General features: G+C 76.0%; 15 protein-coding genes. 4 read left to right on the plus strand and 11 right to left on the minus strand.

Annotated features, from left to right (window positions below; genetic code table 11):
* Positions 1–130: 130 nt before the first annotated feature.
* From ABD158_RS11700 to rsmI, 3 genes are read right to left on the minus strand one after another with little or no spacing between them, the layout of a single operon-like run.
* Entirely contained in the window at positions 131–967 is an 837-nt protein-coding gene (locus tag ABD158_RS11700) for a TatD family hydrolase (RefSeq protein ID WP_344007341.1), read from the minus strand.
* On the minus strand, positions 964–1,803 hold the full coding sequence (locus tag ABD158_RS11705) for an alpha/beta fold hydrolase (RefSeq protein ID WP_344007342.1): 840 nt from the start codon (positions 1,801–1,803) through the stop codon (positions 964–966). The genes ABD158_RS11700 and ABD158_RS11705 overlap by 4 nt, the downstream gene beginning before the upstream one ends.
* 9 nt (positions 1,804–1,812) lie before the next feature.
* Positions 1,813–2,667 carry a 16S rRNA (cytidine(1402)-2'-O)-methyltransferase gene (gene rsmI, locus ABD158_RS11710; RefSeq protein ID WP_344007343.1) on the minus strand — a complete coding sequence of 285 codons (855 nt, stop codon included), beginning with the start codon at positions 2,665–2,667 and terminating at the stop codon, positions 1,813–1,815.
* 59 nt (positions 2,668–2,726) lie between these two features.
* Between rsmI and ABD158_RS11715 the strand changes: the two genes are divergently transcribed.
* Positions 2,727–4,436: a dolichyl-phosphate-mannose--protein mannosyltransferase gene (locus ABD158_RS11715; protein ID WP_344007345.1), complete on the plus strand. Its 1,710-nt coding sequence runs from the start codon at positions 2,727–2,729 to the stop codon at positions 4,434–4,436.
* A gap of 212 nt (positions 4,437–4,648) precedes the next feature.
* On the opposite strand, the gene ABD158_RS11720 is transcribed toward ABD158_RS11715, so the two are convergent.
* A complete protein-coding gene (locus ABD158_RS11720; protein WP_344007347.1) occupies positions 4,649–5,620 on the minus strand; it encodes an SDR family NAD(P)-dependent oxidoreductase in 972 nt (323 codons plus the stop codon).
* A 75-nt stretch (positions 5,621–5,695) separates the two neighbouring features.
* Between ABD158_RS11720 and ABD158_RS11725 the strand changes: the two genes are divergently transcribed.
* Both ABD158_RS11725 and ABD158_RS11730 read left to right on the plus strand, forming a co-directional pair.
* The gene (locus ABD158_RS11725) at positions 5,696–6,517 is read left to right on the plus strand and encodes a TspO/MBR family protein (protein ID WP_344007349.1); all 822 of its coding nucleotides are present in this window, start codon (positions 5,696–5,698) and stop codon (positions 6,515–6,517) included.
* 19 nt (positions 6,518–6,536) lie between these two features.
* Positions 6,537–6,953 carry a pyridoxamine 5'-phosphate oxidase family protein gene (locus ABD158_RS11730; RefSeq protein ID WP_344007351.1) on the plus strand — a complete coding sequence of 139 codons (417 nt, stop codon included), beginning with the start codon at positions 6,537–6,539 and terminating at the stop codon, positions 6,951–6,953.
* Between the two features lie 90 nt (positions 6,954–7,043).
* On the opposite strand, the gene ABD158_RS11735 is transcribed toward ABD158_RS11730, so the two are convergent.
* Positions 7,044–7,571, minus strand: a complete 528-nt coding sequence (locus tag ABD158_RS11735) for a Dps family protein (RefSeq protein WP_344007352.1) — start codon at positions 7,569–7,571, stop codon at positions 7,044–7,046.
* 175 nt (positions 7,572–7,746) lie between these two features.
* On the opposite strand from ABD158_RS11735, the gene ABD158_RS11740 reads away from it, so the two are divergent.
* The gene (locus ABD158_RS11740; protein ID WP_344007354.1) at positions 7,747–9,009 is read left to right on the plus strand and encodes an MFS transporter; all 1,263 of its coding nucleotides are present in this window, start codon (positions 7,747–7,749) and stop codon (positions 9,007–9,009) included.
* On the opposite strand, the gene ABD158_RS11745 is transcribed toward ABD158_RS11740, so the two are convergent.
* From ABD158_RS11745 to ABD158_RS11770, 6 genes are all read right to left on the minus strand, one after another.
* Complete coding sequence (locus ABD158_RS11745) at positions 9,006–10,769, minus strand: hypothetical protein (protein ID WP_344007356.1); 1,764 nt, start codon at positions 10,767–10,769, stop codon at positions 9,006–9,008. The two genes, ABD158_RS11740 and ABD158_RS11745, sit on opposite strands and share 4 nt — an antisense overlap.
* A gap of 80 nt (positions 10,770–10,849) precedes the next feature.
* Positions 10,850–12,349 (minus strand): aldehyde dehydrogenase, encoded by a 1,500-nt coding sequence (locus ABD158_RS11750; protein ID WP_344007359.1) that lies wholly within the window; start codon positions 12,347–12,349, stop codon positions 10,850–10,852.
* 59 nt (positions 12,350–12,408) lie between these two features.
* Positions 12,409–13,392 (minus strand): AraC family transcriptional regulator, encoded by a 984-nt coding sequence (locus ABD158_RS11755; protein ID WP_344007361.1) that lies wholly within the window; start codon positions 13,390–13,392, stop codon positions 12,409–12,411.
* Positions 13,393–13,449: 57 nt separating this feature from the next.
* Positions 13,450–15,789, minus strand: a complete 2,340-nt coding sequence (locus ABD158_RS11760) for a transketolase-like TK C-terminal-containing protein (RefSeq protein ID WP_344007363.1) — start codon at positions 15,787–15,789, stop codon at positions 13,450–13,452.
* On the minus strand, positions 15,786–17,042 hold the full coding sequence (locus ABD158_RS11765) for a CaiB/BaiF CoA transferase family protein (RefSeq protein WP_344007365.1): 1,257 nt from the start codon (positions 17,040–17,042) through the stop codon (positions 15,786–15,788). Before ABD158_RS11765 ends, ABD158_RS11760 begins: the two co-directional genes overlap by 4 nt.
* Positions 17,042–17,983: a hydroxymethylglutaryl-CoA lyase gene (locus ABD158_RS11770; RefSeq protein WP_344007367.1), complete on the minus strand. Its 942-nt coding sequence runs from the start codon at positions 17,981–17,983 to the stop codon at positions 17,042–17,044. Before ABD158_RS11770 ends, ABD158_RS11765 begins: the two co-directional genes overlap by 1 nt.
* Positions 17,984–18,059: the final 76 nt, after the last annotated feature.

Here is an 18,059-nt window from a genome sequence, read left to right on the forward strand (position 1 = left end):
CGGGGGATGGCGCGGGGCAGCTGCTGCTGCGGATGTGCCCGATTCCGGCCAACAAGCAGTCGACCATACCGACGGGTAGGGAGGATGCAAACTCGTCGGTGCGCACCCGGAGCGCCAGGGGTGCTCGGCGCTACCAGGCGCCCCCGAAGGCGGCGGAGGTGTTGGCGTCGATCGCGGCGCACAGCTCGCCGAGGTCGTCGCCGCGCACCTCCGCCATCGCGCGGACGGTCAGCGGCACCAGGTAGGAGGCGTTCGTGCGGCCCCGGTACGGCGTGGGCGTCAGGTACGGCGCGTCGGTCTCGACCAGCAGCCGGTCGCGCGGCACGACGGCGAGGGCCTCGCGCAGCGTCCCGGCGTTCGAGAAGGTGACCGTGCCGGCGAACGAGAGGTGGGCCCCGCGGTCGAGGCAGGCGCGGGCGAAGTCGGCGTCGCCGGAGAAGCAGTGCATCACCCACCGCTCGGGTGCACCCTCGGAGTCGATGACCGCGAGGACCTCGTCGTGGGTGTCGCGGTCGTGGATCACCAGCGTCCGGTCCAGGCGCTTCGCGATGTCGACGTGGCGGCGGAAGCTCTCCTCCTGCGCGGCCCGGCCCTCCTCGCCGGTGCGGAACGCGTCCATGCCCGTCTCCCCCACCGCCCGCACGTCGTCGTGGGCCGCGGCGAGGGCCTCGATCTCGGCGAGCGCCTCCTCGAGCCGACCTTGCGCGGCGAGCAGCGGCGCCTCGTTGGGGTGCAGCGCGACGCCCGCGACGACGGCGGCGTGCGCGCCGGCCTGCTCGACGGCCCACCGCGCACCGGGCAGGTCGCAGCCGATCTGGACGATCCGGGTGACCCCGACGGCGGCGGCGTCGGCGAGGGCCCGCTCCACGGGCACCGCCTCCTCGTCGCCGCGGGTGACGTCGAGGTGGCAGTGGTTGTCGACCACCGGGTGCGGCAGCGGCTCGGGCGCCTCGGGGCGCCCGCTCACGCGCGGGCCCCGGTGATGCGCGCCAGCGCCGCGTCGGCGACGGCGTCCGGGGCGTGCTCGGGCACCCAGTGGCTGACCCCCTCGAGCACCCGGAAGTCGTAGTCGGCCTTCACGAAGGCCGCGCTGGCCTCCGCGGCGGGTCGGCCGAGCGCGGTGTCGCGCGTGCTCCACAGGTACGTGGTGGGCACGCGCACCGTGCGCCCGGTGCCGCTCGCCGAGAACGGCATGCCGCGGTAGATGCCCAGCCCGCCCGGCAGCGCGCCGTACGCGAGGATCTCGGTGCGGAAGCGCTCGAGGTCCTCCGCCGTCATCCCCGACGCCGCGAGGAACCGCTCGAAGCGCCGCGGCGCGAGACCGGCGAGCAGCTCGGGCAGGAACGGCACCTGGAAGGCCCCCATGTACCAGGACCGGGCCGCCTGCTCGCGCGTGCCGAGGGCCCGCTTGAAGGCCCGCGGGTGCGGCGTGGACACGACGGTCAGGGTGCGGACGTGCTCGGGGTGCGAGCCCGCCGTCGACCAGGCGATCGCGCCGCCCCAGTCGTGGCCGAGCAGGTGGACGGGGCCGCCGGTCAGCTCGGCGAGGGCGACGGTGTCGCCGACGTGGTGCTGCAGCGAGTACGCCGAGCGCCGCCGCGGCCGCGCCCCGGGCGAGTAGCCGCGCAGGTCGGGGGCGAGCGTGCGCAGGCCGGCCTCGTGCAGCCGGGGGGCGACGTGGCGCCACGAGGTGTGGCGCTGCGGGAAGCCGTGGAGCATCACCACGACCTCGCCGTCCTCGGGGCCGGAGTCCTCGACGTCGAACCGGAGGCCCTCGTGGGCGTAGGTGCGGATGCGGCTCATGGGCCGAGCCTAGGCGGGGGCGTCGTCGGGGCCCGGCCCGGCGTGGGCCGCGTCGTACACGGTGCGGCGGCCGACGCCGGTGGCCGCGGCGACCGCCTTGACGGCGTCCTTGCGGGAGAGCCCGGCGGCCTCCTGCGCGGCGACGGCGGCCCGCAGGGAGGCGGGGTCGTCGTCGACCTCGGGGACCGGCGACCCGCCGACGACCAGGGTGACCTCGCCGCGCACGCCCTCGGCGGCCCAGTCCACGAGGTCGGCCAGCGGTCCGCGCCGGACCTCCTCGTAGGTCTTGGTGAGCTCGCGGCAGACCGCGGCGGGTCGGTCGGCGCCGAAGGCCTCCGCCATCGCCGCGAGGGTCGCGCCGGTGCGGTGGGGGGACTCGAAGAACACCATCGTCCGCTCCTCCGTCGCCAGCGCGCCCAGGCGGCGCGCCCGCTCGCCCGGCTTGCGGGGCACGAAGCCCTCGAAGCAGAACCGGTCGGTCGGCAGCGCCGAGACCGCGAGGGCGGTGAGCACCGCGGACGGCCCCGGCACGGCCGTGACGGGGACGTCGGCGGTCACCGCGGCCGCCACCAGCCGGAACCCGGGGTCGGAGACGCTGGGCATCCCCGCGTCGGTGACCAGCAGCACCCGCGCCCCGCCGAGCAGCTCCTCGAGCAGTGCCGGCGTGCGGGCCGCCTCGTTGCCCTCGAAGTAGGACACGACCCGCCCGGACAGCTCGACGCCGAGCTCGCCGACGAGGCGGCGCAGCCGGCGGGTGTCCTCCGCCGCCACCACGTCGGCGCCGGCGAGCTCGGCGGCCAGGCGGGGCGGCGCGTCGCCGACGCGCCCGATGGGGGTCGCGGCGAGGACGAGGACTCCGGTCATGGACCGATCCTCGCAGCCGGACGGGGCGCCGCCGTAGGCGCGGCTGCAAGGATCGGGGCGTGACCGGCACCCTCACGCCCGAGGCGGCCCCCGCACCGGGGCCCCCTCCCGCGGGCGCCCCCGCGCGGCGCCGGGGACGGCGGGCGCTGCTGGCCGCGCGCACCGGGCGGCAGCGTCTCGGCGACTGGGGGGCCGCGCTCGCGGTCGCCCTGCTCGCGCTCGGCCTGCGGCTGGTGCACCTCGGCCGGCCCGACGACTTCGCCTTCGACGAGACCTACTACGCCAAGGACGCGTGGTCGCTGCTGAACTTCGGCTACGTCCGCGACAGCCTCGAGGACGCGGACGCGATGATCCTCGCCGGCCGCACCGACGCGGTCTGGGCGGACGGGCCGTCGATGATCGTGCATCCCGAGGTCGGCAAGTGGCTGATCGCGGCCGGCGAGTGGGCGTTCGGGATGACGCCGTTCGGCTGGCGGGTCTCGGCCGTGGTCGCGGGCTCGCTGATGGTCCTGGTGATGTGTCGCCTGGCGCGCCGGATGACCGGCTCGACGGTGCTCGGCTGCGTCGCCGGGCTGCTCCTGTGCCTCGACGGGATGCACCTCGTGCTCTCGCGGCTGGCGCTGCTCGACATCTTCCTCGCGCTGTTCCTGCTGATGGCCGTCGCGGCCGTCGTGGTCGACCGCGACCGCGTCCGCGACCGGCTCGAGGCCCGCTCCCCCACCCCCGGGGACGGCACGGGCTGGGGGCCGGTCCGGGCCCTGCTCTGGCGCCCCTGGCTGCTCGCGGCCGGGGTGTGCCTCGGCCTCGCGGTCGGCACGAAGTGGACCGCGCTCTACCTGATGGCCGTGGTCGGGGTCGTGGTGTGGCTGTGGGGTGCCGGGCTCCGCCGTCGCCTCGGCGTGCGTCGGGCGCTGCTGCGCTCGGTGCTGGTCGACGGGCTGCCCGCGTTCGGCTACCTCGTCGTGGTCGCCGCCGTGGTCTACGTCGCGAGCTGGACCGGGTGGCTGGTCCACGCCGAGGAGTACGAGCAGGCGCTGTCGCAGACGCAGTACACCCAGTTCGTCTCGCCCGCCGCCGACTGCGACTCCGACCCGGTCAGCGACCCCGACGCCCGCTGGCCCACGGCCACCGAGCCCGACGCCTCCGGCCTCGGCGAGGTCGCCCAGTCCCTGCGCTCGCTCGCGGCCTACCACCGCGACGTCTACGTGTTCCACACCCACTTCCTCGACTGCTCCGACCACACCTACGAGTCCAGCCCGTGGGGCTGGCCGCTGCTCGGGCGCCCCGTCGGGGTCGACGCGCAGCTCGACATCGCCCCCGGCGAGCAGGGCTGCGAGGCGCGCGAGGGCAGCGACTGCCTGCGGCAGGTGCTGATCCTCGGCACCCCGGTCCTGTGGTGGGGCGGGGCGCTCGCCCTGCTCGCCTCGGCCGTGCTGTGGGTGGGCCGTCGCGACTGGCGCTTCGGGCTCCCGGTGGTCGGCGCGCTCGCCGCCTGGCTGCCGTGGCTGGCCAACGCCGACCGACCGATCTTCGTGTTCTACGCGATGGCCATGCTGCCGTTCACCGTCCTCGCGACCACGATGGTGATGGGCGCGATGGTCGGCCCGGGCCGCGGCGCCTCCACCCGTCGTACGGCGGGGGTGGTGGCGGCCGGCTCGTTCGTGCTGCTCGTCCTCGTCAACTTCGCCTGGTTCTGGCCCATCTGGACCGACGGGCTGCTCACCAACGCCGAGTGGCTCGACCGGATCTGGTTCTCGCGCTGGATCTGACCCGCCGCGGCCGAGCCTGCGAGGCCGCGACGCGGGTCAGGTCGAGCGAGCGCGCGACCGAGCCTGCGAGGTCGCGGCCGCGGGTCGAGACCGCCGCGGCCGGGCCTGCGAGGCCGCGACGCGGGTCAGGTCGAGCGAGCGCGACCGAGCCTGCGAGGTCGCGGCCGCGGGTCGAGACCGCCGCGGCCGGGCCTGCGGGGTCGCGCCGGCGGCTACGGCAGCTGCGTGACGCGGCGCACCCAGTCCCAGAGCTCCTGGCGCTGGGCGGTGCTCGGGCGGGTGTGGGGCAGCAGGCTGGTCGGGCGCGCCCGGCGGTCGTGCCACAGCAGCCCCGACTCGGGGGTCGGGGTCCTCGCGGCGAGCCACACGGCGGTGTCGATGCCCTCGGCGGGATCGCGGAGCACGGGACCGAGCAGCTTGTCGAAGGTGGGCAGGGACTCGGTGACGCCCGGCGTCGCAGCCCAGCCGGGGTGCATGGCCGCGACGAAGGTGCGCTGCGCGCCCCAGCGCTGGGCCAGGACGGGCAGCAGCTCGACCTGGGCCCGCTTGGAGCGGGCGTACGCCGTCGTCGGCGAGTAGTCGCCGTCGTGGTAGCCGAGGTCGTCGGTGCGGAGCCTCTGGGCGTACATCCCGCCGGAGGTCACGAACACCACCCGCGTCTCGCTCATCCGGGGCGCCAGCAGCTCGCTCATCAGCACCGGGCCGAGCACGTGCACGGCCATCGACAGCTCGTGACCCTGCGCGGACTCGGTGCGCTCCGGCGGCATCACGCCCGCGTTGTGCACGAGCACGTCGACGGCCGCGTCGCCGCTGAGCTCGCCGTTGTCGGCGACGAAGCGGCGCACGTCGTCGAGGTCGCCCACGTCGCAGCGCTCCACGGTCACGTCGGCGCCGGGCACGGCGCGGAGGATCTCCGCGCGGGCCCGCTCCCCCTTGGCGGGGTCGCGGACCACGAGCCGCACCGTGGCCCCGAGGCGCGCGAGGCCCTCGGCGGCGGCGATGCCGAGGCCGGAGGACGCGCCGGTGACCAGGGCCGTGCGCTGCGCGAGCGCGGCGGGGGCGGGGTCGGCGGGCCAGGTTCCGAGCCGACGCCGGACGGCGGGCCCGATCGAGGTGTAGCCGGGGACGACCGCGCGGTCCAGGACGGTGTCGAGACCACGGGCGAGGGCCGGGGGCAGCGTCATGCCCGCGACGGTACCCGGGGGTCCCGACGCTCCACGGGCGCTTGAAAGTCGTTAACTTCGTGAAACACTTGGCGCATGAGCACCCCCACCGGCGCCGACCGCGCCCGCCAGGTCACCGTCACCGTCGCCGAGGTCGCGTGCGTCCTCGGCACCCTCGTCGGGGTGGGGGTGCTCGGGACGGAGGTCTCCGCGGTCTCGGGCGGCGCCCTCGCGGCCGACTCCACGCTGGTCGCACCCGCCGGCCCGGCGTTCTCCATCTGGTCGGTCATCTACGCCGGCCTCGCGGCGTACACCGTCTGGCAGTGGCTCCCGGGCCAGGCGGCCTCCGAGCGCCACCGCCGCATCGGCTGGTGGGTCGCGGCCTCGATGGTGCTGAACGCCGCCTGGCTGCTCGTGGTGCAGCAGGGGTGGATCTGGGGCAGCGTCGCGGTGATCGCGGCCCTGCTCGCGACGCTCGTCGAGATCGGCCGCCGACTCACCGCCACGCCGTCCGGGGGCCTCGTCGACACCGTGGTCACCGACGGCACCCTGGGGCTCTACCTGGGCTGGGTGGCCGTCGCGACGGGCGCCAACGTCGCCGCCGCCCTGGTCGAGGCCGGGACGGACCCCACCGGGGTCCTCGGCTACGTCGTGGCGCTGGTCGTCCTGGCCGCGGTCACCCTCGGCGGCGTCGTGCTCGCGCAGCGCCTGGGCGGCCGGGTCACGGTCGCGGGGGCCACGGCCTGGGGCCTGGCCTGGCTGGCCCAGGGCCGCCTCACCGACTCCCCCGCGAGCGTCCTGGTCGCGGTCGCGGCCGTGGTCGCCGCCCTGGTGGTCCTCGCCGCCGTCATCCGCGTGCGCCTCGGCGGGGGCCGGGCGGCGCGGTCGGGGCGCACCGGGTCGCCCGCCGTCCTCTGAGACCTGCCAGGCTCGGGCCATGAGCATGAGCTGGCGCCCGGGGTGGGGCGACTTCCCCGTCGGCCTGCGGGACTTCTGGACCGAGCGGCACCTCTGCACGCTCACCACGCTGTACGCCGACGGGCGGCCGCACGTGGTCGCCGTCGGGGTGGCGCTGGACCACGAGTGGGAGTGCGCCTGGGTGATCACCACCGGCGGCTCCGCGAAGGCCCGGCAGGCGGCCCGCGACCCGCGCGTCTCGGCCGGCGCGGTCGACGGCGGCCGCTGGTCCTCGTTGGAGGGGCGCGCCGAGGTGCTGACGGACCGGGCGTCGGTCGCCCGCGCCGAGGAGCGGTACGCCGCCCGCTACCGCGTGCCGCGCGAGAACCCCGAGCGCGTGGCCCTGCGGATCACCGTCGAGAGGTTCCTGGCCTCGCGCGCGCTGCTGGAGCGCTGAGTCCCGGAGCGGCGAGCTCTGGAGCAGCGAGGCCCGCCCCGCGGTGCGGGACGGGCCTCGGGCCGGACCGCGCTCGGCGGTCGGTCCTGCTCAGCGGTGGATCGGGCGCGGCAGGCTGCGGTTGGCGACGCGGTTCTCGGCGTCGATCATCCAGGCGAGCTGCTCGAGGCGCTCGAGGATGGAGTGGATGATGTCGGCCGACGTCGGGTCCTCGGCGTCCACCTCGTCGTGGATGCGGCGGCCGGTGCCGGCGACGGCGTAGACCGCCGCGACGATGCGGTCCACGGTCTCGGCGGTGTCGACCTCGGTGGCGGGGAACGGCGGCAGGCTGGACTGCTCGCCGACGGTCTTCGCGCGGGCGTCGGGGGTCACGTAGAGCGCGCGCATCCGCTCGGCCACGGTGTCGGAGAAGTTCCGCGCGTCGTCGACGACCTCGTCGAGCTGCAGGTGCAGGTCGCGGAAGTTCGGGCCGACGACGTTCCAGTGGGCCTGCTTGCCCACCAGGTGGAGGTCGGTGAGGTCGACCAGCAGGGCCTGGAGGTGCGTGGCGAGGCGCTCGGAGGCCTGGAACGGCGGGCGGGCGACGTGCTGGTCGGTGGGGGTCAGGGTCTCGGTCATGAGCACTCCTCGAGGGTCGGGTCCGTGGGCGATGACCCGAGTCTCCCACCTTTTCTGGAACCATTCCAGAAAGGGAAGGCAACCCTTCGTTCCGGCTAGGATCGGCGGAGCACAGGGTTCGTCCGCGTTCTGGAGGTGGGTCGGCGCGGCGGCTGCTGCACACCCAGGAGAACCCGTGTCACCGCTTCGCACCTACCGGCGGCTGTTCCAGCTCGCCGGACCCGCCTACGTCCTCGTCGCCTTCCTCGGGCGGCTGCCGCTCGCGATGAGCCAGCTCGGCACGCTGCTGCTCGTCTCCGGCGCCACCGACTCCTACGGCCTGGGCGGCCTCGCCGCCGGCGCCCTCGCCGTCGCCAACGCCGTGGGCTCGCCCGTCGCCGGCGGGATCGCCGACCGCACCGGCCAACGCACCGTCGTGCTCGTGCAGTCCCTGCTCGGCGCCGGCGCGCTCACCGGGCTGGTGGGCGCGACCCACGCGGGGCTGCCCGCGCCCGTGCTCGTCGTCCTCGCCGGCCTGGCGGGTCTCGTGATGCCCCAGGTGGGTCCGCTGGCCCGGGTCCGCTGGCGGCCCGTCACCGCGGGCACCGGCAGCGAGCAGCGCCGTCTCGTCGACGCCGCCTTCTCCTACGAGGGCGCGGCCGACGAGGCGTCGTTCGTCCTGGGGCCCGCCCTCGTCGGCGCCGTCGCCGTCGTGATCTCCCCCGGGGGCTCGCTGCTGGTCGCCGCCGGCCTCCTCGCCGTGTTCGGCACCGCCTTCGCGCTGCACCGGACCGCCGCCCTCACCGGGGGTGCCGTGCGGCGGCTCGGCGACGGGCGGCTCGTCACCGGCGCGTTCGCCGCGCTGATGCTCGCCCAGGCCCTGATCGGCACTCTGTTCGGCTCGGTGCAGACCGGCGCCACCGCGCTCGCCACCGCCGCCGGCCAGCCCGGCGCCGCGGGCGGGATCCACGCCACGCTCGGCGTCGGCAGCGTCGTCGCCGGCCTCGCGACGGCGTACCTGCCGGCGCGGATCGGCCACGACCGTCGCGTCCTCGCGGCCGCCGTCGGCCTCGTCGTGCTCGGCGCCCCGCTGCTGCTGGTGTCGTCGCCCGCCACCGCCGTCCCGGTCGTGGCCGTCCTCGGCCTGGCGGTCGCGCCGTACATGATCGCGGTGTTCAGCCTCGGCGAGCGCATCGTGCCCGCCGCCCGCGTCGGGGCGGCCATGACCCTGCTGGCCGCCGCCACCGGGGTCGGGTACGCCGTGGGCTCCGGCACCGCCGGCCGCCTCGCCGACGCGGCCGGGGAGGGCGCCGGGCACACCGCGGCCTTCTCGGTCACCGTGACCGCGACGGCGCTCGCGCTCGTGCTGGCCCTCGTCTGTCGGCCGGCCTGGGCTCGCGCGGTCGCCCGCGGCAACGACGAGGCCGAGCCCGCCGCGGAGGCCTCGGCCCTGGTCTAGCGGCGCACGCGCAGGACGAACGTCCGCGTCGCCGTCTGCCCGTCGCCCGAGGCCGCCGCGAGGGTGACGCGGAAGCCGCCGGTACGACGGGGGCTGCCGGTCAGCCGGACGCGGTCGGTGACCGTCGTCAGCCGCACCCCGCGGGGCAGGGCGCCGCCCGTGGGGCGCACCGTGCGGTCCGCGGGCCCCGCGAGCCGGACCACCGCGCGGTAGGCCCGGCCCAGCCGCGCCGCGGGCAGGGCCGCGCCGGTCAGGAAGGCCAGGGTCAGGGGCTCCGGCTCCGGCTCCGGCTCCGGCTCCGGCTCGGGCGGGACGCTCGTCGCGACCTGGACCGTGTAGCGGCCGAGGGAGGCGTAGTCGCTGTAGCCGCCCTGGGTGAGGGTGGCGTCGCCCGCGCCGACGCCGTCGACCACGGCGGTGAAGGGTCCGCCGCCGGCCGGCAGGGTGCCGGTCCAGGTGGCCGCGAGCCAGGCCGGCGACGGCTGCGCCGGCGACGACCCGCTGGGCGCGGCCGGGTCCGCGGTGCCCACGACGGTCCCGTCGGCGGCGAGCACCTGCAGGCCCACGTCGAGGTTCGCGGCGGCCGCCACCGGCGTGACCCGCACGGTGGTCGCGCCCGCCCCGGTGAAGCTGAACGCGTCCGTGTCGGCGCGGGTGCCGACCACGCCGGTGCGCGGCGTCCCGGGCACGATCGGCGTCGCGGACGCGCCCGGTCCCGCGTGGTCGTCGGCGACCGGCGGGGCCCCGTTGGCGGCCATCACGGCGAGGTCGTCCTCGCGGTTGGTGGCCCCGGCGTACTCGCCCCGGGACCACTGGCCCAGCGCCGCGCCGTAGGAGGCGCCCATGATCGGCGCCCAGTCCTTCGCGCCCCCGTGGTAGGCCGAGGTGCCGCGGCCGTCGTGGTCGAGCCCGAGGGTGTGGCCGGCCTCGTGGCTGGCGGCCTCTCCGACGGCCCAGCCGTCGTCGCCCAGGGCGCCCGGGAAGACCCAGCCGAGCTGGTGGTCGGCGTGGCGGTGGGTGGTGTCGAAGACGCCGACGTAGGCGACCCCGCCGCACCCGCAGCCGCCCGCGACCTCGGGGACGTCCGACACCACGATCCGCACGCCGTAGCGCAGGTCGGAGGCGTCCGTGCGGGTGATCGCGTCGACCCCGGGGTCGGCGGTGGTCACGTCCACGTCGAACGGCGCGAAGTCCTCGGCGACCGTCAGCCAGGTGGCGTAGACCTCGGAGCGCTCCGCGGCGCTCAGCGTCGTCGGGTCGGCGTCGGCGCTGAAGGCGGGCGCCGTGAACGGGCCGTCGTGCCAGGCCGACCGGGCGACGTCACGGCCGGTGAACTCGAGGTGGATGGTCCGCGCGGCCCCCGGCCGGGACGACAGCGCGAGGACGTCGGTCCCCGCCGGGACCGCGGGGCCGGCGCCCCGGGCGGCGGGGCGGCTGTCCGGCAGGTCCGCCGGCACGGGGTCGCGGTAGAGCGCGCGACCGCACCTGTCCAGCCACAGCGCCGGGTCCGTGCGGGCCGCGGCCGCCACGTCGGCGGCGACGTCGCCGTGGCGCGCGAGCGCCTCCGCGAACCGCGCGGGCGTGGCGGAGCGCGCCGAGGCCGCCCTCACCTCCGTGCCGAACAGGGGCTCGGCGCAGCCCGCACCCGCGGACGGCTCCCCCGGGCCCGGCACGGCGGAGGACGGGACGGCGGGGGACAGCGCGGGCACGCCCACGAGGAGGGCGGACGCGACCAGGAGCAGCGGGCTTCGGGAGCGCACGCGCCGATCCTGCGCCCGCGGGTCCCCCGCCGTCAGCGGATCCGGCCGATCCGTCGGGTCGTCGGCCGGACCCGCGGGCCTCAGCCCAGCTGGAACGGGTCGCGGGTGCCGCCGGTGAGCTCGACGAACACCGACTTGGTCTCGAGGTACTCGTTGACGGCGTCCGCGCCGTTCTCGCGGCCGATGCCGGACATCCCGTAGCCGCCGAACGGCATGTTGGGGGCGACGGCGCGGTAGGCGTTGATCCAGACCGTGCCGGCCCGGATGCGCCCGGCCACCCGGTGCGCGGTGTGGACGTCCTTCGTCCACACCGCCCCCGCCAGCCCGTACGGCGTGTCGTTGGCGAGGCGCACCGCCTCGTCCTCGTCGGTGAAGGTGTAGGCCGCCAGGACCGGCCCGAAGACCTCCTCCTTGACGATCGTCGAGTCGGGGGCGGCGACGACGACGGTCGGCTTCACGAACAGCCCACCCAGCTCGTCGTTGGCGACGCCGCCGGCGACGATCTCGGCGCCCTCGCTGCGGGCGGTGTCGAGGTAGCCCATCACCTTCTCGTACTGCGGGCGGTTGGCGACCGGGCCCATCTCGGTGTCGGCCTCGGTCGGGTCGCCCTGCACGATGCTGTCGGCACGCTCCGCGATCTTGGCGACCAGCTCGTCCTTGACGGACTCGTGGACGATCAGCCGGGAGCCCGCCATGCAGGTCTGGCCGGTGGCGGCGAAGACGCCGGCGACCACGCCGTTCGCGGCGGCGTCGAGGTCGGCGTCGGCGAAGACGACCTGCGGGGACTTGCCGCCCAGCTCGAGGGTCACGCGGTTGATGTTGGACACCGCCGCCCGCGCGACGGCGGCGCCGGTCGCGGTGGAGCCGGTGAAGGCGAGCTTGTCGACGCCGGTGTGCGACGACAGCGCCTCGCCGGTCTCGCGGCTCCACCCGGTGACGACGTTGAGCACGCCGGCGGGCAGTCCCGCCTCGTGCAGCACCTGGGCGAAGGCCACCGTCGAGGCCGGGGCGTGCTCGCTCGGCTTGACCACCGCGGTGCAGCCGGCCGCCAGCAGGGGCGCGAGCTTGAAGGTCAGCAGCAGCAGCGGGGAGTTCCACGGCGTGATGCAGCCGACGACCCCGACGGGCTCCTTGAGCGTGTAGCCGAAGTAGGTCTGCGGCGCAAGCTGCGGGACGGTCTTGCCCTCGAGCTTGTCGGCGAGGCCGGAGAAGTACAGGTACCAGTTGCCGAGGCCCTTCAGCTGGCCGCGCATCTCGCGCATCAGCTTGCCGGAGTCGCGCACCTCGAGCAGCGCCAGCCGCTCGGCGTTCTCGGTGATCGCGGCGGCCACGTCGCGCAGGATCCGGGCGCGCTCGAAGCCGCTGGTCGCGCCCCACTCCCCCTCGAAGGCCGCGCGGGCGCTGGCGACGGCGCGGTCGACGTCCTCCGCACCGCCGTCGGCCAGGCGCGCCCACGGCTGCCCGGTGTAGGGGTTGGTGCTCTCGAAGGTCGCCCCCGAGGCCGCGTCGACGGTCTCGCCGCCGATGAACAGCCCGAAGGTCTCGAGGTCGGTGCCGGGGGTGCTCTGCGTGTCAGCCACGTCACAGAGGCTAGGTCGGCGACCGGGGTCGGACTATCCCCTCGCTGCAGCGGCGGCCCTCACCGCTGCAGGGTCGCGCTGGGCAGCTCGCCGAACTGGTCGCGGTACTGCTGCGCGAAGCGGGACTGGTGGAAGAAGCCCCAGCGGGAGGCCACGTCGGTGACGCGCACCCGCTCGGGGTCCCCCGCCAGCAGCTCGGCGCGGACCTTGGCCAGACGGACGCCGCGCACGTAGGCCATCGGTGACACGCCGAGCTGGTCGGCGAACGCGCCGTGCAGGGTGCGGACCGACACGCACGCCACCCGCGCCAGCAGCTCGGGGGTGAGCTCGGCGTCGGCGTTCTCGTCGACGTAGGCGACGACCGGGGCGAGCCGGCCCAGGCGGGTGCGGTCCTCGCGTCCGGCGAGCGCGTCGGAGTACTGGTGGCGCCCGGCGAGCAGCAGCTGGGTGAGCACGTACGACTCGAGCTGGGCGCGCGCCAGCGGCGAGGCGGCGAGGCCGCCGGGCCGGTCGAGCTCGGAGGCCAGGAACTCCACCGAGCGCAGCAGCGACCGGCCGGCGTCGGTGGTGAGGTCGAGGCCGAGGTCGAACCCGACGACGTCGCCGACCGGGCGGCCCAGCAGGTCGGACAGGTGCGACTCGAGGCCGACGCGGGAGACCTTGAGGATCAGCTGCTCGGCGTCGGTGGACCAGTGCACCGTCGTGGTCACGTCCGGCGTCAGCACCGTGCCCCCCGCGCGGGGGGTCGTGTGCGCCGTGGACGCACCGCCGCGACCCGACCGGTCGGCCCAGGTCCGGCCCGCGACGTCGAGGTTGACGTGGTAGCAGCTCTCGGTCGGCGGCATCCGCAGCGACGTCTCCGCGCCGTAGGTGAGGTAGCCGAGGGTCAGGGTGCGGTCCGAGGTCGCGTTGAGGCGCATGTCGAGCTCCTCGCGGCGCCCCTCGAGCCGGTGCGGCAGGTAGACCCGCTCCACCGCGGCACGCGCCTCCTCGAGGCTCCGCGTGTGGACGACCGGCACCGACGTCAGGAACTCCTGGACCACGCGATCACCCTCCCCGACGACACAAGCACGGCCCCGGCCACGGTGGGCGGCGGGACCTCAGCGGCCCAGCAGGTCGAGCGCCGCCCCGGCGACCGCCCCGGCGTCGAGGCCGTGGTGGGCGTAGGCGTCGGTCAGGCTCGAGGACTGCCCGAACTCGGTGACCCCCAGGCAGCGGATCCGGTCGCCGCGCGCGCCGGCGAGGAACGCCAGCGTGTGCGGGTGCCCGTCCAGGACCGTCACCAGCGGCGCGGGGTGCTGCGGCGGCAGCAGCAGGTCGAGGACGCCCGAGCCCACGCCCGCGTCGCGGTCGCCGCGCTGCTGGAAGGAGCGGAAGACGAGGTCGGCGCTGGTCAGGCAGACCACCCCCGCCGTCACCCCCTGCGCCGCGAGCGACTCGGCGGCGGCGAGCACCTCGGGCATCACCGCACCGGCGCCCACGAGCACGACCTGCTCGTCGGCCGGGTCGTGGTCGGTGAGCCGGTAGCCGCCGGCGACCGCCTGGCGGCGGCGGCGCTCGCGCAGCGCGGGGTCCTCCGGCACCCGCGCCAGCGCGGGCTCGACCGGTCGGGTCGAGAGCCGGAAGTAGGCCGAGGTGCCGCCGGGCACGCCGACGGAGTCCATCGCGTGCAGGAAGCACCACTCGAGGTCCTGCGCGAACGCGGGCTCCCAGGCCACGCAGCCGGGCTGCTCCAGGCCGATGGACGGCGTGGACACCGACTGGTGGGCACCGCCCTCCGAGCTCAGCGTCACCCCCGAGGGGGTGCCGACGAGGATCGACTGGCCGCCGGCGTAGATCCCGAACGACCAGGGCTCGAGCGCCCGGGCGAGGAACGGGTCGTAGAGGGTCGCGATGGGGATCAGGCGCTCGCCCCAGCGCGACCAGGTCGCGCCGAGCTCGGCGAGCAGGCCGACGAGGTTGACCTCCGCGATGCCGAGCTCGATGTGCTGGCCCCCCTGCGCCTCGGACCAGCGCAGGACCCGCTCGGCGTCGTCGGCGAACCAGTCGCGCCGCTCCGAGGAGGCCCAGACGCCGGTCTTGTTGATCCAGCCGCCGAGGTTGGTCGAGGAGGCCACGTCGGGGCTGCAGGTGACCACCCGGGCCGCGGTGTCGGGCGCGTCGCGGGTCAGGTCGGCGAGCAGCCGGCCGAGCACGGCCTGGGTCGAGATCGGCTTGCGGTGGGGGTGCCCGAGCTCGAGCGGCACGGCGACGCGCTCCGCGCCGGCCACGGGCGGTCGGCGCAGCGCCTCGGCCCGTCGTACGCACAGCTCGGCGGCCGCCTTCGCGGTCTCGTCGTCGTCGCCGAAGCCGGCCCAGGGGTCGCTCAGCGACGTGCCGCAGGCGTCCGCGAGCGCCCGCATCTGGGGCTCGGTCAGCAGCGCGGAGTGGTTGTTGGGGTGGCCCTCGGTGGGCAGGCCGCGGCCCTTGACGGTGTAGGCGAACACGACGGTCGGCCGGTGGTCGTCGATCGAGCCGAAGGTGTCGACGAGCAGGCCGAGGTCGTGGCCGCCGAGGTCGCGGACCGCCGCCGCGAGGTGGGCGGTCGGGACCGACTGCAGCAGCGCCTGGAGGTCCTCGGAGCCGGACTCCCCCATGATCCGCTCGGCGATCTCGACGGAGTCGGCGCGCAGCATGCGCTGGTACTCCTCGTTGGGCATCGCCTCGAGCCGCTCGCGCAGCTCGGCGCCGCCCGGACGCTCGAACAGGGCGGAGATCAGCCGGCCCCACTTCAGGGTGACCACCTGCCACCCCGCGGCGGAGAACATGGCCTGCAGGCGCTCGATCTGGATGTCGGGCACGACCCGGTCCAGCGACTGGCGGTTCATGTCGACCACCCACAGCAGCTCGCCCAGGCCCGCGACCTGGCTGTCGGCCACCGCCTCCCAGATCGCGCCCTCGTCCAGCTCGGCGTCGCCGAGGAGGCTGACGAACCGCCCGCCCGCGGCCGCGCCCCCGCCACCCTCGCCGGCCCCGAACTGGGAGCGGACGTAGCGGTGCGCGATCGCGGCCCACAGCGTCGCGGTGGCGCCGATCCCGACCGAGCCGGTCGAGAAGTCCACGGTGTCGGGGTCCTTGGAGCGCGACGGGTAGGCCTGGAGACCGCCCTTCTCGCGCAGCGTCGGCAGGTGCTTGGCGTCGAGGTCGCCGAGCAGGTAGTTCATGGCGTGCAGCACCGGCGAGGCGTGCGGCTTGACCGAGACCCGGTCGGCGGCGGTCAGCTCGTGGAACCACAGCGCCACGCACACGTCGACCATCGACGCCGACGACGCCTGGTGGCCACCGACCTTGACGCCGGTGTCGTTGGGGCGCTGGCGGTTGGCGGCGTCGACGATCGCGGCGGACAGCCACAGCACGCGGCGCGACACCGCCCGCAGCACCTCGAGGTCGGGCTCGGTCATCGGTGGTCCTCTCCGGGCGCGCAGTGCGGGCAGGGCAGGCCGGTGCCCGCCAGCAGCGTGGTGAACACGTCGTGGGTGTCGGCCCCGAGGTCGGGGCCCGGGTCGTTGACCGGCAGCGAGCGCTCGCCGACCAGGGGCACGACGCCGGGGAACGCCACCTCGCGGCGCCGGCCCGCGACGTCGACGCTGCGGCGCTGCACCATGTCGCGGGCGGCGTACTGGGGGTCGTCGATGATGTCCGGCGCCACGTAGATCGGCCCGGACGGCACGCCCGCCGTCTCCAGCGCGGCGAGCACGTCGGCGCGGTCCATCGTGCGCGTCCAGTCCTCGATGGCGCCGTCCAGCTCGTCGCGGCGCTCCCAGCGCCCGGCGTTGGTGGCCAGCGCCGGGTCGTCGGCGAGGTCGTCGCGACCGATCGCGCGCATGAAGCGCCCGAAGATGGAGTCGGCGTTGCCCGCGATGACGACCGACTGGCCGTCGCCGCACTCGTAGGCGTTGGACGGGGCGATGCCCTCCATCCGCCCCCCGGTCCGCTCGCGCAGCACGTCGTAGGCGGAGTAGTCGGGGACCAGCGACTCCATCATCGAGAACACCGCCTCGTGCAGCGCGACGTCGACGCTCCGGACGTCGGGACCCACCGGGGGCTGCGCCAGGCGGCGGCGCTGCTCGCGGTCGAAGAGACCCATGACGATCCCGAACGCGGCGTACAGCCCGGCGATGGAGTCGCCGATGCTGACCCCGGCGCGGGCGGGTGGGCGGTCGGGCTCGCCGACCAGCTCGCGCATGCCGCCGAAGGCCTCGGCCACGGCCGCGAAGCCGGGTCGGTCCGACATCGGGCCGGTCTGGCCGTACGCCGAGACCCGGGCGACCACGAGCTCCGGGTTGGCCCGGGTGAGGGCCTCGGGTCCCAGCCCCCAGCGGTCCAGGGTGCGGGGACGGAAGTTCTCCAGCAGGGCGTCCGAGCGCTCGACGAGCGCCAGCACGGCGTCGCGGCCCGCGTCGGTGCGCATGTCCAGCTCGACGGAGCGCTTGCCGCGGTTGATGGTGCGGTAGAGCATCGAGGTGTCCCCGGCGTACAGGCGCCAGTTGCGGAGCTCGTCGCCGGTGCGGGGCCGCTCGACCTTGACCACCTCGGCGCCGAAGTCGGCGAGCAGGCGCCCGGCGGTGGGGGCGGCGATGAAGTTGCCGAGCTCGACGACGCGCAGGCCCGCCAGCGGGCGGTCGCGGTCGAGGCCGACGGGGCGCTCGGTCATCAGAACTCCCCCGCCTTGCCGAGCAGGCCCTGCACCGGGCTGGCGAGCGCGGTGGAGACCCAGCCTGCGGTCGCGACGAGCTGCCCGCGGTCGACCGGCGTCGCGGCGACACCGCCCTTCTCGAGCAGGTAGAGCAGGTCCTCGGTGGCGATGTTGCCGGTGGCCGCCGGCGCGAACGGGCAGCCGCCGAAGCCGCCGACGGAGGCGTCGAGGGCCACGGGTGCGCCGCGACCGCCGGCCAGCGTCGCCGCGGTCCACGCGTTGGCGTAACCGGTGTTGCGGGTGTTGTGGAAGTGGAAGCGCAGGCGGGGGGCGCCGGCGCCGGTGGGCAGCAGGTCGCCCAGCGCGACGACCTGCGAGGGAGCGCCCACGCCGATGGTGTCGGCGTAGGCGAGCTCGTCAACGCCGAGGGCGAGGACCCGCTCGGTGACCGCGGCGACGCGGTCGGTGGGCACCGGGCCCGCGAAGGGGCAGCCGAAGGCGACCGCGAGCGTCACCGAGACGCCCAGCCCGGCGCCGCGGGCGACCTCGACCGCGGCGGCGGCGGCCTCGAGCATCCCGTCGACGTCGGTGCCCTGGTTGCGGGTCGCGAACTCGTCGGTGACCGGCACGACGACGTTGATCTCGCCGACCGCGGTCTCCACCGCGCGCTGGGCGCCGCGGGCGTTGAGCACGAGGCCCACGTGGGTCACCGGGGCGCCGTCGGCGGCGGTCGTGGGCACGGCCGCCATCACCTCCTCGGCGCCCGCCATCTGCGGGACCCGGTCGGGGCGCACGAAGCTGACCGTCTCGAGGCGGCGGACGCCGGCGGCCACGAGGCGGCCCACCATCTCGGCGCGCACGGCCGGCGGGAGGGCGCGGTCCTCGTTCTGCAGGCCGTCGCGCGGGCCCACCTCGACCAGCTCGACCTGGGGGGCGGGCAGGGGACCTGACTCACTCATCCGACGATCCTCCGGTGGTCTCGCTGGGGCCTGACAGCCGGTGCCCGCAGACCCCTGTCCGGTGCGCGCACACGTC

Source organism: Nocardioides lentus, assembly GCF_039529515.1.
Taxonomy (GTDB): Bacteria; Actinomycetota; Actinomycetes; order Propionibacteriales; family Nocardioidaceae; genus Nocardioides; species Nocardioides lentus.